The 15,085-nt window shown below is 74.3% G+C and carries 5 protein-coding genes; all 5 read right to left on the bottom strand.

What is annotated here, in order from left to right; translation table 11 throughout:
* Positions 1-34 precede the first annotated feature (34 nt).
* Genes AC3CHW_RS31305 through fabD form a run of 5 tightly spaced genes read right to left on the bottom strand, consistent with a single transcriptional unit; the run spans position 35 to position 14,704 of the window.
* Positions 35-7,216, bottom strand: a complete 7,182-nt coding sequence (locus AC3CHW_RS31305) for an SDR family NAD(P)-dependent oxidoreductase (RefSeq protein WP_488468709.1) — start codon at positions 7,214-7,216, stop codon at positions 35-37.
* A complete protein-coding gene (locus tag AC3CHW_RS31300; protein ID WP_488468708.1) occupies positions 7,210-11,259 on the bottom strand; it encodes a beta-ketoacyl synthase N-terminal-like domain-containing protein in 4,050 nt (1,349 codons plus the stop codon). The genes AC3CHW_RS31305 and AC3CHW_RS31300 overlap by 7 nt, the downstream gene beginning before the upstream one ends.
* Positions 11,256-11,468 carry a hypothetical protein gene (locus tag AC3CHW_RS31295; RefSeq protein WP_488468707.1) on the bottom strand — a complete coding sequence of 71 codons (213 nt, stop codon included), beginning with the start codon at positions 11,466-11,468 and terminating at the stop codon, positions 11,256-11,258. The genes AC3CHW_RS31300 and AC3CHW_RS31295 overlap by 4 nt, the downstream gene beginning before the upstream one ends.
* Positions 11,465-12,283, bottom strand: coding sequence for an enoyl-CoA hydratase/isomerase (locus AC3CHW_RS31290; protein WP_488468706.1), 819 nt, complete (start codon positions 12,281-12,283; stop codon positions 11,465-11,467). Before AC3CHW_RS31290 ends, AC3CHW_RS31295 begins: the two co-directional genes overlap by 4 nt.
* Positions 12,284-14,704: an ACP S-malonyltransferase gene (gene fabD / locus AC3CHW_RS31285; RefSeq protein WP_488468705.1), complete on the bottom strand. Its 2,421-nt coding sequence runs from the start codon at positions 14,702-14,704 to the stop codon at positions 12,284-12,286.
* Between the last annotated feature and the right edge of the window lie 381 nt (positions 14,705-15,085).

The raw sequence follows: 15,085 nt of genomic DNA, 5'->3' as shown, positions 1-15,085 counted from the left end.
GGGGATCGATTCCTCCTGCTAAAAGTGCCGCTGCTCAGCGAGTGGTGTTCTCGATGGGAATCAGCAGGTCGTTCAGAAAGGCTTCGCGGCCGGAGAACTTCGAGCTGAACCGGTGGATGACGTTGCCGTCCGACGTGTGCTCGTGCACCAGCGGATGGAGGCGGGAGTCCTGGGAGGCGACGGCCAGGGCACTGCCCGGGGCGGCGGACGCCCAGTAGTGCTCCGTGCCGAAGGGGTAGCCGGGGAGGCTGGTCAGCCGGGGCTGGCTCTCCCACAGGCCCTCGAAGTGCGGCGGGTAACCCTGGGAGTAGAACTCGGCCAGGGCGGTGAGGTGGTCGGAGTACCGCTCGCTGTCGCCCCACACCGTGCGGCTGGCTCGCACCAGGCCCTCGATCAGCTTGCCGATCGTCGCGTTGGGGGCGAAGTCGCGGCTGACCGTGCCGCGCACCAGGTTGGGGATCTTCACGCCGGCCGCCGCCTCACGAAGCAGCCGGACCGCGTCCTCGCGGTCCTGGACGACCACGGCGCAGCGCAGCGCGAAGTGGTGCCGGCCGGTCATCAGGGTGCGGCTGACCGAGGCGAGGTAGCCGGCGTCGTCGGCCTGTTGGGCCGCCAGGTGGTCGGCCAGGTCGGTCAGCCGTTCCTTGAGCGCCTCCTCGGTCTTGGCGGAGACCAGGAGGAGGTGGTGTTGCGGGAAGGTGCGGTCGGTGCGACCGGCGGCGTCCTCGCGCTCGGTGCCGTACGCCTGAAGGACGACGTGGGCGTTGGTGCCGCTCATGCCGAACGAGCTGACGGCGCCGCGCCGGGGCTGGCCCGGCGTCGCCGGCCAGGGGCGGGGTTCGCGGTTGACGAAGAAGGGGCTGTTGTCCCAGTCGATGTAGTCGCTGAGCTCCTCGCAGTTGATGCTCGGCGGGATGGCCTCCTTGCGCATGGCCGTCACCAGAGTGATGAGGTTGACCAGGCCGGAGGCGGCCATGCTGTGCCCGATGTTGGGCTTGATCGAGGTCAGCGCGCAGAAGCCGGTGCGGTCGGTGCGCGAGCGGAACGCCTCGGCCAGCGCGTTGGTCTCGATCGGGTCGCCGAGCCGGGTGCCGGTGCCGTGGCTGACCACGTACTCCAGCGTGTCCGGCGAGATGTGGTGCCGGTCGTAGAGGGACGTCAGCAGGCGGGTCTGGGCCTCGCCGCTGGGGGCGGTGATGCCGTTGGTGCGGCCGTCGTAGTTGATGCCGCTGCCGAGGATCGTCGCGTGGATGAGGTTGCCGTCGCGCTCGGCCGCGCGCTGCTTCTTCAGTACGAGCACCGCGACGGCCTCGCCGGGCACCATGCCGTTGGCCCGCTGGTCGAACGCGTAACACGTCCGGTCGGGCGAGAGCATGTTGGCCTTGTCCATGGCGACGAAGTCGTGGTCGGAGGCCATGAGGCTGGCGCCGGCGACGATGGCGGTGTCGCAGTCCCCGTACGCCAGGCTCAGGCACGCCTCGCGCAGCGCCACCAGCCCGGAGGAGCAGGCGGTGTTGATGGCCATGCTGGGGCCGGAGAGGTTGAGGAAGTAGGCAAGGCGCGAGGCCAGGATGGCGTTGCTGTTGGAGGTGACGGTGGCCTGGTCGTCGACGAGGTAGCGGTAGTCGCCCTCCTCGACGCCGACGAAGACCCCGACGTTGCCCGCGGCCACCGACCGCTCGCCGTAGCCGGCGTCCTCCAGGGCCCGCCACATCTCCTGGAGCAGCAGCCGCTGGCGCGGGTCCATCAGCTCCGCCTCGCGCGGCGAGATCTCGAAGAACAGCGGGTCGAACTCCGCGATGCCCGGCACCGAGCCGAACTTCGGCGGCTGCTGGCCCTCGGGCAACTCCTCGGTGGAGTGCCACGAGGCGCGCTCCTGCGGGGCCTCGCCGATGACGCTGCGGCCCTCGGTCAGGATCGACCACAGTTCGTCGATGGTGCGCGCGTCGGGGAAGCGTCCGCTCATGCCGACGATGGCGATGGGCTCCTCCGCGGCGCCGGCGGCCGTGGCCCGCGCGGGCGCGGCGGCGGCGAAGCGGTCCGAGCGGCGCTTGACGTCGCTGGCCGGCGCGGCAGGCGCCGTGGCGGCCGACGAGCCCTCGCGGTAGCGGGCGGCCATCTGCTCGGCGTGCGAGGTGAGGAGGAAGTTCGCCAAGCGCCCCAGGGTGGGGTGGCTGAAGAACAGGTCGGGGGTGAGGGTGAAGCCGAGCCGGCCGCTGAGCGTGGTGGCGAACGTGGCGATGTTGAGGGAGTCGATGCCGTAGTTGGCCAGGTTCTCGTCGGCGTCCAGTTCCTGCGCCGGGATGGCGAGCACCTGTCCCGCTGCGTCGGCCAACTCCCAGGCCACGCACTGCGGCACGGTCCAACCGCGCATCCGCGGCCGGCGGCCTTCGCCGGGCGCCTGGGCGGCGGTGGCCGCCGCGCGCGGGCGCGCCTGCTCCTGGCGCAGGGTCAGCTCGCTCAGCCGGACGGCCACCGTGCCGTCGGCCGTGGCCAGCTCCACGGTCAGCGAGCAGGCGTCCGCGGGCCCGTCCGCGCGCGGGGTGACCAGCGCCCAGCGCAGCGGCTGGGCCGTGGCCGCGAAGGCGACCTCGGCCGCGGCGGTGACCGTGCCCTGCTCGGCGCCCCAGCCGATGCGCTGCCGGGCCGCAGCGAGGCAGGCTTCCAACTGGTCTGACCCCAAAGCGAGTTCGGCGTCTTCCGACGTGTGGGGCGCCGGGTCCAGTTCGACCAGCACCCGGTCCCGGCCCGGCTGCGCGCGCAGCGCGGGCAGGTCGAGCACGGCGGGGCGGTCGTCGCCGGCCGGGGTGGCGGCGGGGGCGGCCCCGCCGTCGCAGACCAGGTAGGCGTCCTCGCCCTCGCCGGCGTAGACCGCCCAGTCGACCCGGCCCTCGCCGGCGTCCCGCAGGTCCACGCGCAGTTCGAGGGGTGCCGCGCCGTCGTCCCCTTCGGCGACGGTGACCGGCGCGTGCCAGGCCACCTCGTGCAGCGCGACGGCCCGCGCTCCCCCGCCCAGGCCCAACACCACGGCGGCTCGGGCCAGTTCGAGGAGGGCTCCGATCTGCGCGGTGCCGTCGGAGAGCAGCCCGTGCGCGTCTCGCGGGCCGCTGAAGGTCGAGGCGAAGCGCTGGCAGGTGACGTCGGAGACGTTGCGGTGCACCAGCGGGTGCAGGTGGGTGGTGGGCGCGCCCGTCGCGGTGGCGGGCGGGGCGGAGACCCAGTACTCGGCGTGCTCGAACGCGTAGCTGGGCAGGCCCATGCGGCGCGGCGGGGTCGTACCCCACAGGCCGGCGAACGCGGCCGGCTCGTGGCCCTGGCAGTAGGACCGGGCCAGTTCGGTCAGCAGGCCGGGCCCCCGGTCGCCGGCTGCCTCGGTGGCCAGCTCGCGCAGCGCGCGGGTCTCGGCGGCGCTCGGGGTGAAGTCGCGCGGCGCGGTGCCGCGGACCACCTCGGGCCCGTCGTGCCCGTCGGCCGCCCGGCGCAGCGCGGCGACCGCCTCGGCGCGGTCCCGTACGACGAGGGCGCAGCGGCGTGCGAAGTGGTGCCGGCCGGCGAGCAGGGTGTGGCTGACCGAGGCCATGACGCCGGGGCCGACGTCGGCGGGCAGCGCGGCCAGGTGGTCGGCCAGGTTGGCGAGTTGGCGGGAGAGCGCCGCCTCGGTCTTGGCGGAGCACACCAGCAGGTGCCAGGGCGCGGCGGGCTGGTCGCCGAGGCGGGCCACCTCGTCGCGGGCGGTGCCGTGGCTCTCGATGACGACGTGCGCGTTGGTGCCGCTGAAGCCGAACGAGCTGACCGCGGCGCGGCGCGGCTGCCCCGCCCGCTCGGGCCAGGCGTGCGCCTCGCGGCTGATGTAGAAGGGGCTCTCGGACCAGTTGACGAAGTCGCTGATCTCCTCGCAGTTGATGCTCGGCGGGATGATCTCCTCGCGCATGCCGACGACCAGGCCGATGAGGCTGACCAACCCGGACGCGGCCAGGGCGTGGCCGACGTTGGGCTTGGTCGAGGTCAGGGCGCAGAAGCCGGTGCGCGCGGTGTGCGGCCGGAACGCCTCCGCCAGCGCGTTGATCTCGACGGGGTCGCCGAGGCGGGTGCCGGTGCCGTGGCTCACCAGGTGGCTCAGCGAGTCCGGCGAGATGCCCGCGCGCTGGTAGACCTCCTGGAGCAGGCGGGCCTGGGCGTTGCCGCTGGGGGCGGTGATGCCGTTGGTCCGACCGTCGTTGTTGACGCCGCTGGCCAGGATGTTGGCGTAGACGCGGTGGCCGTCGCGCTCGGCGTGCGGGCGGCGCTTGAGGACGACCACGGTGATGGCCTCGGAGGGCACCATGCCGTCCGCGCGCTTGTCGAAGGCGCGGCAGATCCCCTGCGCGGAGAGCATGCCGGCGCCGTCCATGGCGTCGTACTCGCGGGGGGTGGTCAGCAGGTTGGCGCCGGCCACGATCGCGGTGTCGCAGTCCCCGTGCCGCAGGCTCAGGCACGCCTCGTGCAGGGCCACCAGGCTGGAGGAGCAGGCGGTGTTGATCGCGATGCCGGGGCCGGTCAGGTTGAGGAAGTACGACAGGCGCGCGGCCATCACCGCGTTGTGGTTGGAGGTGATGCGCTCCTCGGCGAAGGCCAGGGAGCGGTAGTCGCCCTCCTCGGCGCCGACGAACACGCCCACGCGCTCGGCGGCCAACTGCTCGCGCCCGCAGCCGGCGTCCTCCAGGGCCCTCCACATCTCCTCAAGCAGCAGGCGCTGCCGGGGGTCCATGGCCGCCGCCTCGCTGGGCGCGATCTCGAAGAACAGCGGGTCGAACTCGGCGATGCCGGGGATCGCGCCGACGGAGCGCCGCTTGTCGTCGGCCCACCACTCGCGCCGCTCGCGCGGCATCGGACCGGTCACGCTGCGGCCCTCGACCAGCAGGTTCCAGAACTCCTCGACGGTACGGGCGGCGGGGAACCGCCCGCTCATGCCGATGACGGCGAACTGCTCGTCGGGCGAGACCGCGTCCCGCGCGGCGTCCCGCCGGTCCGACGGTCGCGTCACGCCGTCCCGCTGGTCCGCCTGGTCTTGGGCGTCGCGGCGGGCGGGACGCGACGGGGCCGCCTGGTGCGCGGGCTGGGCCACGGGCTCGTACGGCTGGGCCTGCTGGCCGGGCGACGGCGGGGCCACCTCCGGCCGGGAGACCGCCTCGACTCGCGTGGGGTGTGGCTCGGCCGGGGGCGTGGCGGGGGCGAAGCGGCTTCCGTCGCCACGCCGGGTGCGCAGCTTGGCGCCGGTGCGTACGGGCGCCGCCTCGGGGGTGGGCGTCGGGGGCGCGTCGGCGAACGCCGGGGCCGGCTCCCGGGTCGGCTCGGCGGCCGGGCGGGCGGGCGGCGCGACGGTCTCGGCGGCGGGCGCGAGGTCGTAGTGGTCGGTCAGTTGGGCGTGGTGCCGGGTGAGCAGGAACTCGTGCAGCGTGTGCAGGGTCGAGTAACTGAAGAAGACGTCGGGGGTCAGGTCGAGGCCCAGCCGCTCGGAGAGCACGCCGGCGAACTCCACCAGCGTGATGGAGTCGAAGCCGAAGTCCCGGAAGTTCTCGTCGCCGGCCAGCTTCTCGACCGGCAGCATCATGATCTGGCTGACCACGCTCTTCAGGTCCCGCCGCAACGCGTCGGCCAGGTCGGCGCCCTCGTCGCCGGCCCGCCCCCGCGCGGCCTCCTGGGCGTGGGCCGTGGCCGGCGCGCCGGCGTGGTCGGCGGCGTCGGCATGGTCGGCGGCGTCGGCATGGTCGGCGGCGGCGGTGACGCGCAGCGTGGCGTGGATGCGGTCGCGCTGGCCGACCATGGCCAGGTACGCCGCCTCGGGCTGCGCGAGGAGGTGGCGGAAGAGGGCGGTGCCCTCGGCCGGCTCCAGGTAGCGCTGTCCGCTGGAGCGCAGGTAGAAGTCGCCCGCGTCGGCGTCGGCCAGGTTCATGCCGTCGCTGCGCCACAGCGGCCAACTGACGGCCAGCCGCCTGGGCCCGGCGGGGTCTTGGTGCGCCAGGTGGCGGGCGTAGCCGACCTGGAAGCGGTTCGCCACCGCGTAGTCGCAGCTCCCGAAGTCGCCGAGGACGGCGGCGGTGGACGAGAAGTAGCACACGAAGTCGGGCGCCTGGGGCAGGCCGGCGAGGGCCCGCTCCAGCGCGCGGGTGCCGGCGATCTTGGGCTCCAGGACGTGGGCGAAGGTCGCCGCGTCCCGGTCGGCGATGCTGCCGTGCGCCTCGACGCCCGCGGCGTGCAGCACGCCGTCGACGCGGCCGAAGCGCTCCGTCGCGGCGCGCAGCGCCGTGGTCAGGGCCGCCTCGTCGGCCACGTCGGCCTGGCCGTACCAGGTCGCCCCGGCGCCGGCCGAGGTCAGCTCCGCCAGCCGGGCGCGTACCGCGGGGTCGTCGGCGGGGCGGCGGCCGACGAGCACGAGCCGCGCCTGGTAGGTGCGGGCGAGCCAGCCGCCGAAGATCGCGCCGAGGCCGCCGGCGCCGCCGGTGATCAGGTACGTGCCGCCGGTGCGCAGCATGTCGGGGCCCGGCCGCAGGGCGGCGGGGCGCACCCGCTGGACGAGGCGGCGGCCCCCGGTGCGCAGGGCGCCGGTCGGCTCGGCGGCGGCCAGTTCGGCGGCCAGGACGCTCGGCAGTTCCGCGCTGTCGCCGGTGGCCTCGTCCAGGCCCAGGACGGTGAGCGAGGTGCCCGGCACGACGAGGCCGATCGACCGCTCGAAGCCCCACCACGCCTCCAGGGCGCCGCGCTCCTCGCCGTCGGCGAAGGCGCCGCCGAGGACGACGCGGCGCGGGGCGCGGCCGTCCCGGCCGGCCTCCTCGGCGACGACCCGGAGCAGGGCGCGCAGCGGGTCGGGCTGCCACAGCAGGTCCCGGCCGGCGGGCTCGGTGGCCCACAGGTGCGCGATGACGTCGATCGGGCCGTGGTCGTCGGCCGCGCTGCGCAGCAGCGCGCGGTACGCCGCCTCCAGGTCGCCGCCGACCTCGTACCGGTCGGCGGCGAGCCGCCGGAAGCCGGCGCCTCGGGCGGCGCAGACGACGGTGAGGTCGGGCTGGTCGGCGACCAGCGCGCGCCGGACCCGCTCCTGCTCCCGCTCGTCGGACAGCAGCACGAGGGCGCACCGGTGCCGGGGCGCCGGCGAGGCCGCCGTCGCGGGTGCCTCCTGCCAGTCCTCGGTGAACAGGTGCAGGTCGTCCGGGATGGTCACGTCCGGGTTGGTCAGCATGGCCCCTCATTTCTGTGGGCGAAACGGATACCGGACAGGCGGACCAGTAGCCGGCCGTTCCTGTCGCGCATGTCGAGGTCAAGGGCCTGGGGAGCGGCGGAGGCGGTGAGGATCGCGTAGACCTCGTCCGCGTGGCCGCCGTGGAAGGTGACCGCGTCGATCGCGGCCGGCGCCACGGCGGCGGGCCACGCGGGCTCCGGCCACAGCGCCGCCACCTGGAGCGCCACGGTCAGCAGCACCGGGTGGGCGACGAACCCTCCGGCGGCCGGGTGCGGCGCCGCGGGCAGGCTCAGCTCGGCCACCAGGTGGCCGTCGCTGCGGCAGACCGCCTTGAGCGCCTGGTAGGCGGCGCCCTGGTGGAGCCCGGTGCTGCGCAGGGCGGCGTCGAGGTCGGCCGACGAGCGGTGCGGCTGCGTGCCGTCGGTGTACCGGCGCAGGTCCACGCGGTCGGGCTCGGCCGCCAGCGCGGTGAGCGCCGCCTGCCCCTGGCAGAACAGGCGGACGTCGTCGGCGCCTTCGCCGTCGTCGGCTCGCCGCTGGTAGCAGTCGAAGTCCACCAGGCCGTCCGGGCCCTGCACGAGGGCGATGTCGATCGGCCGCGCGGTGTCCGGCTCGTGGCGGTAGCTCTCGTGCCAGGTCAGGTCCGTCAGGCGGACGCCGAGGTGCTGGGCGTCGCGGCCGTGCGCGAGGGCGACCGCCGCCCGGGCCGCCTCGATCCACGCGGCGTCCGGCAGGGCGGCACGGCCGTGGGACAGGTGGTCGCGCAGGAGAAGTTCGTGGCCCGTCCAGGAGGTGCGGAAGCGCTCCTCCTGGAAGTCCGAGACGTTCTCGTGCACCAGGGGGTGAAGGCGGCGGACCGTGCCCGCCGGCCCGTCGACCGGCGCGACCGCGCCGTCCGCCCCGACCACGCCGGCGGCCTGGTGCCCGTCGGTGGCGCCGGGCCGGGCCCACGTCGCCGCTGGGGCCGGTGATGGGTCGAGGCCGGGGAGCAGCGCGGGGGCTCCGTCGGCCCACCGGTCGAGCAGCGTCCTGGCGTGCTGACCGGCCGCCAACAGGCCCTCCACGAAGCCCCGTACGTCCCCGTCGGCCAGGGCCGGGACGGGTGCCGGGGTCGGGGCTGGCGCGTCGGCCGCCGGTTCCGCCTCCGAGGGCGCTGGGGCGGACTGGGGCGCGGGATCGGGCTCAGGCTGGGCCTGGGTGGCGGGGCGCGGGGCGGGCGCGGGCTGCGGGGCGCGGTGCGTGGTGCGGACGAACTCGGTGGTGGGCAGGGGCAGCGAGCGGCGCGGGGTGCCGGCGAAGTACCGGCCCCAGTCGACGTCGACGCCCGCGCGCCACAACTGCAGCAGCGGCTCGGCCAGCATGTCGGCGAGGGCGAGATCGCCGTCGATCACCACGTCCGCCGGCCCGGTGGTGCCGGGCTCGCCGATCCACAGGGTCGCGGTCCGCGGCCCGGCCGTGGCGGCGCTGTCGTGCGCCCCGGTGCCGGCCCACTCGCGCAACTGGTCCGGCGTGGCCGACATCCCGGCGCGGGCCCGCAACATCGGGTACTCACCCTCCGGCGCCGGCCGTACCGCGCGGGACCGCAGGTCGGCGGCGACCTGGGTCCGGCCGTCGGCGCCGTCGGCGAGCAGCGCCGGCAGGTGCTCGCGGGTGAGCACGCCGTCCGCGAGGAGGTCGAGGACCTCGCGGGCCCGCGGGTCGCGCACCATGGGGTCGCGCGGCAGGCTCCACTTGCGGTCCACGAGGTCGAAGGCGTGCTGGGTGGCCAGGACGCGGAAGACCTCGGCGGGCGTCGTGGCGGTGGCCGGTGGTGTGGTCCACTCCGCGCTGTCCAGCGGCAGCCGCCAGTCCTGCCGGCCGCGCCACTCCAACTCCTGGTTCCAGGCGCGCAGGTGGCCGCGGAAGGTGTGCTGTCCGTCGACCAGTTGGCCGGCCTTGGCCCACACCGCGGCGGTCTCCTCGCCGCTGAGGACGAGGCCGTCGAGGAGGTCGGCGAGGTAGCTCTCGTCCAGCGGGTGGGTGGGGAAGGTGTGGCCGGTCAGCGGCTCCGTGAAGGGGAGGCGCGGGGCGCGCAGCGGGGCACTCTCGGGCGTCCTGCCGCGGACGAACTCCGCGGCGACCGGCCAGTCGAGCGCGCCCGTGGCGGCCAGCGCCGGCCACACGCCGGCGCCGTGCGCCGTGACACTCTCGGGGGCGAGGCCGAGGTCCAGCAGCACCCGCAGCGTCAGCAGCCCGAACACGGTCGCCGACCGCGCGCCACGGTCGCCCTGGCGCAGCGCGCGCAGCGCGGCCTGCGCGTCGTCGGAGCCGGCGCGGAACTCCTCGGCGGCCTCCGCGTACGGCGGCGTGGCCAGCAGCTCGCGCAGCCGCTGCCGGGCGGGCGGGCGCAGTTCGCCCACGGCCAGGCGCCAGGTGCGGTCGGCGGGCGCCGCGGTGGGCTCGCCGGCCTTGGCGACCAGCGCCGCGATGTCCCGCTCTCCGCTGACCAGGCCGCCGATCCGGGTCGCGGCGTGCTCCCGGCCGACGGCGAGGGTGTGGCAGACGTCCGCGACGGGGCCGAGCCCGGCGCCCGGGGTGGCGGTCAGCGTGCGCCAGCGGTCGAGCAGCAGGTCGAGCGAGTGCGGGGAGCGGGCGGACAGCAGGAAGGGGTAGCGGGTGGAGGGGCGGGCGCGGCGCTTGCCGGCGGGCCGTGAGCCCGCGGCGCCCGGGCCCGTGCCCTCGGTGTACTCCTCGACGATCAGGTGGGAGTTGACGCCGCCCATGCCGAAGGAGCTGACGCCGGCGCGCAGGGCGGCGCCGGGCTCGTGGGGCAGCCAGTCGGCTGGTTCCCGGGTGATCTCGAAGGGGCTGCCGGCCAGTTTGATCAGCGGGTTCAGGGCGCTGATGTGGATGCTGGGCGGCACCCGGCGCTCGGCCATCATCATGAGCACCTTGATGAGCCCGGCGACGCCGGCGGCTGCCTCCAGGTGCCCGATGTTGGGCTTGACGGAGCCGACGCGGCACCAGTTCTCGTCGGTCGAGGCCGCCGCGTACACCTGGCGCAGCGCCTCCACCTCGATCGGGTCGCCCAGCGAGGTGCCGGTGCCGTGCGCCTCGACGTAGGTGATGGTGCGCGGGTCGGTGCCGGCGCGGGCCAGGGCGGCGGAGATGACCTCGCGCTGGGACTCGACGGTGGGGGCGGTGATGGTGGCCCGGCTGCCGCCGTGGTTGACGGCGCTGCCGGTCAGCACGCCGTAGATGTGGTCCCCGTCGCGCACCGCGTCGTCGAGCCGGCGCAGCAGCACCATGCCCACGCCGTCGCCGGGTACGTACCCGTCGGCGTCCTGCGAGAAGGTGCGGCACAGCCCGCCGGGGCTGAGCATGCGGGCCTTGGAGAAGGAGATGTACTTCCACGGGTGGAGGTTGAGGCTGACGCCGCCGGCCAGGGCGAAGTCGACCTCGTCGCCGAGCAGCGCGTTGATCGCCAGGTGCACGGTGACCAGCGAGGCGGCGCAGGCGGCGTCCACGGAGACGCTGGGCCCGCGCAGGCCCAGGGTGTGCGAGAGCCGGTTGGCGAGGAGGCTGTCGTACCCGCCGAGCGCGGAGTGGCTCTGTACGGACCCACTGTCCTTGGCCGCCTCCTGGAGGTGGTCGCGGGCCATCGCGCCGACGTAGACGGCCGTCCGCGCGGCGCGCAGCGCGGCCAGCGGCGTGCCCGCGTCCTCCACGCAGTGCCAGGTCTCCTCCAGGAGCAGCCGCTGCTGGGGGTCCATCAGGGCGGCCTCGCGCGGGGAGACGCGGAAGAAGGTGTGGTCGAAGTCGTACGGGTGGGCGACCTGGGCGCACCACTTGCTGGCCGTCTTGCCGGGCTCGGTGACGTCGGTGGAGTAGAACGCGGCGGCGTCCCAGCGCTCCGGCGAGATCTCGGTCGGGGAGCTGTGGCCGGCCAGCAGGTTGGCGATGTACTCGCGGTGGTCGCGGGCGTCGGGCAGCCGGGCGCCGATGCCGGTGACGGCGACGGACGTGCCGGGGGCGGTGGTCCGGGTGGGTGCGGTCGGGGTCACGCGGCTGCCCTTTCGACGGTGAGCGGTCGCGGGCCGAGCTGCTCGACGGTGGTTCGCAGCAGCCGTACGCCACCGCCCACGCCGGTCTCGCCCGGCCCGGGGCGCGGGCCGTGCGGCGCTCTCGGGTCGCCTGCCCGCGTCGCGGGCAGGTCGTGCTCGCGCGCCACCGGCTGTGCCGGCGCGGCGGTCCCGTCGGAGGTGATCCTCATGCTGCTCCCTCATCCGCGCGCGAGGTGCCGTGCGGGCCGCGCTGTTCCCAGGGATAGATGCCGTCTTCGACGAAGCGCGTGATGCGCTGGAGGTTCCGCGGGTCGGAGAAGATCTCCAGGTTCGCGGCGATCGCGCCCTCGCGGTGGTGGTGCAGCGGGGCGATCTCGGTGCTCATGTAGCGCTTGTAGCGGGCGATGCCGTCCGGGGAGAGCTTGCTCATCCGGCCGAGGTGTTGGGCGATGAGCGGCCCGCTGCGTTCGGCGCAGCGGTCGACCAACCCCCATTCGGTGGCCTGGGCGGCGTCGATCGCGCGGGTCGTCAGCGTCAGGTAGTTGGCCCGCTGGAAGCCGACGCGCCGGGTCAGGAACGGCATGACCATCGCGGGGTAGAGCCCGAACAGCAGCTCCGAGAGGCTGAAGGTGGCGCTGGTGTCGGCGATGACGACGTCGCTGGCGGCGACGAAGCCCACTCCCCCGGCGTTGGTCTTGCCCCGGACGTGGGCGAGGGTGATGTACGGGCCGGTCGCCATGCGCAGCCACAGGTCGTACAGCGGCGCCGGGTCGTACTCGGCCGGCTCCTCGGTGGCGGCCGGCGCGGGTCCCGGGGCGAAGTCGCCGAAGTCGGCGCCGACGCAGAACGCCTCGGCCGATCCCTCGAAGACGACGAGGCTGCTGCCGTCCCGTTCGCAGGCGTCCAGCACCTGGTGGAGTTCGCGGATCATCGCGTCGTTGATGGCGTTGTCGCGCTCGGGGCGGTGGAACCGCACGCGGCAGACCTGGCCCTGGCGCTCTACGCGGAGTGTTTCGTGGCCCATTTACTCTGTTCCCACCGCGGCCAGTCTTCGGCCCATGAGCGCGGCTGCCTCGTCCAGGATGCGCTGGTTGATGTCCGCGACGTGCCGGCGGCGCCAGTCTTCGAGGGCGGTGCCCTTGACCCACTGGTTGAACGCGCCGAGCGCGGGGCCGCACTGCACCTGGAAGTCGACCCGGCCCTCGTCGGAGCCGCTGAGGGCCTGCCGCGTGGCGTGGGCGAAGTACCACTTGAAGACCAGGGCCATCTTGTGCTTGGGGTCCTTCTCGGCCTTGTCGATCTCCCGCTGCGGGTGGTGGGCGCGGACCTCGGCGTAGACCTCGGCGAAGCTCTTCTTGAAGTACCGGCTCTGGAGTTGCTCGGCGGTGGTCGCGTCGAGCTGCTCCAGCGCGTCGTGGCGCTTGTACAGCTCGTAGAGCTTGTTGGCCCGGGCCGGGAAGAGCACGCCGCGCTTGAGTACCTGCACGCGGGCGCCGTACTCGAACATGTCGCCCGCGGGGGCGTAGCCGGTGTCCTGGATGTTGATGTCCTGGAGGAGGTCCTTGACCTGCTCGCTGGTGCCGGCTTCGACGGTGCACTGGTTGATCGACCCGGTGGTCAGGAAGTCGGCGCCCATCAGGAAGCAGGCCGCTGCGGCGTCCGGGGTGCCGATGCCGCCGGCGGCGCCGAGGCGTACCCGCTGCCGGTAGCCGCGCTGGGCCGTGATGTCGTCGCGCAGCCGGCGCATGGCGGGCATCAGGGCCAGCGCGACGCCCTGGTCGGTGTGGCCGCCGGAGTCGGCCTCCAGGCACAGGTCGTCGGCGACGGGCAACTCGCGGGCGAGTTCGGCCTCGTTCGCCGTGACGCGGCCCTGGGCGAGGAGTTGCTCGACGATGCGGGCCGGGGCGGGGCTGAGGAAGGCGCGGGCCACCTCGGGGCGGGAGACCTTGGCGATGACGCGCCCGCGGGGTACGACGTGACCGGCGGCGTCCCGGCGCAGGCCGGTCAGCCGGTAGCGGATCAGGGCCGGGGTCATGGCGATGAAGGCGGACGCCTCGACCGTGCGGATCTCGTGCCGCAGGTACAGGTCGACCAGGGCGTCCTCACGCTCGGGGTGGCCCGGGTCGTGGACGAGGTTGAGGCCGTACGCCTCGCCGCCGCTCAGGTGGCGCTTGAGGAAGCGGATGTCGTCGTCGACCCGCTCGGGCCGCTGGCCCGCGGTGCCGAGGAAGCCGAGCATGCCGGCCTTGCCCACGGCGACGACCAGTTCGGGCGAGGCTATGCCGCGGTACATGCCGCCGGTCAGGCAGGCGTAGCGCAGGCCGTACTCGCGCTTGAAGCTGGCGCTGCCGAGGTCGGTGGCGAGGATCGTGCGGGCGGCGGCGGGCTGGGGCGCGGGTACGCGCTCGGCGGTCGGCGCGGGCACCGGTACGCGCTCGGCGGCGGGCGCGGGTATGCGGGCCGGGGTCTGGGTGGGCGCCGGCGTGGGGGCGGCGCTCCCGGCCGGGGCGGGGGCCGGGGTGCGGGCCGGGGTGGCGGTGGCGGCGACCCACTGCCGGGCCTCCCGCTCCTCCTGCTCCTCGGTGACGATCAGCGGCTCGGCGTTGCGGCGGATGCTGCGGGTCAGGCTGGTCAGCACGTGTCCCGGGCCGACCTGGAGGAACTCCTCCTCGCCCTTGCCCATCAGGTAGCGAATGGTCTCGCTCCACCGGACGGTCGAGGAGATCTGGGTGATGAGCGTGTCGGCGACCCGGTCGGCGCGGTACGGGCGCGCGGTGACGTTGGCGATGACGGGGATGGTCGGGGCCTTGATGGCGAACCCGTCGACGAACGCGGCGAACTCGCGCTGCGCGGGCTCCATGTACGGGGAGTGGAAGGCGCCGCTGACCTGGAGGACGGTGTACATGCGGACGTTCGCCGCCTGGAAGGCGTCCTTGGCGCGCTCGACGTCCTCGCGCGGGCCGGAGACGACGATCTGCGAGGGCGAGTTGAGGTTGGCCACGGAGATGGAGTCGAAGCCGTGCTCCCGCAGGACGTCGTGGACCTCCTTCTCCTCCAGGCCGCCCACCGCGGCCATGCCGCCGCCGTACGCCTGGCCCATCAGCTCCCCGCGCTTCTTGACCATCTTGAGGCCGGTGGCGAAGTCGAAGGACTCGGCGGCCAGGAGCGCGTTGTACTCGCCGAGGCTGTGTCCGGCGACGTAGTCGGGGCGCGCCTTGCCCTCGGCCAGCAGCCGCAGGTAGCTGAGCGCGTTGACGACGTACAGGGCGGGCTGGGTGAACCGGGTGTTGTTCAGGCGCTCGTCCGGGCCCTCCAGACACAGCGCGCGGATCGAATAGCCCAGTATCTCGTCGGCGATGTCCGTCAGCTCTTTGAAATCGTCAAACAGCTCGGCGCCCATGCCGATTTTCTGGGACCCCTGCCCCGGGAAGAGATAAGCCACCATGATGGGTTGCCTGTCCTTTCACACGCCCATAGGAAGCCGGAATGCCGCCGCAATCGAACAGCGCTCATCGCCATCCGATTACGGGCGCACAACTCATTGCCAATCACAGGCCGACCACGCCGCTTGACAGCCGTGGCGATTCGCCGCGCGTACGGCGCGGTGGTAGTTGATATCGGCCGGACGTAGGGCCGTCAGGGCGCGTAGGTAAGCGGCCCGTTGCCGACCGTGACGGCTTGCTCGGCGGGACGGAAAACTCCCACTCGGTCTCGACCCGGAAAGCCGCCGGGGAAACAGGGAGGCATAACGCGGGGGCCATCCCCGAGGCGCGGACGCGGCGCCGACCGTACGAGAACCTGTGGAGCAGCGCATTCTGGGCGCAAA

This window comes from Streptomyces sp. MGP-BFMKR1 (assembly GCF_057766585.1).
The sequence above is the reverse complement of the archived record's forward strand: the minus strand, read 5'-3'. Positions and strand labels throughout refer to the sequence as shown.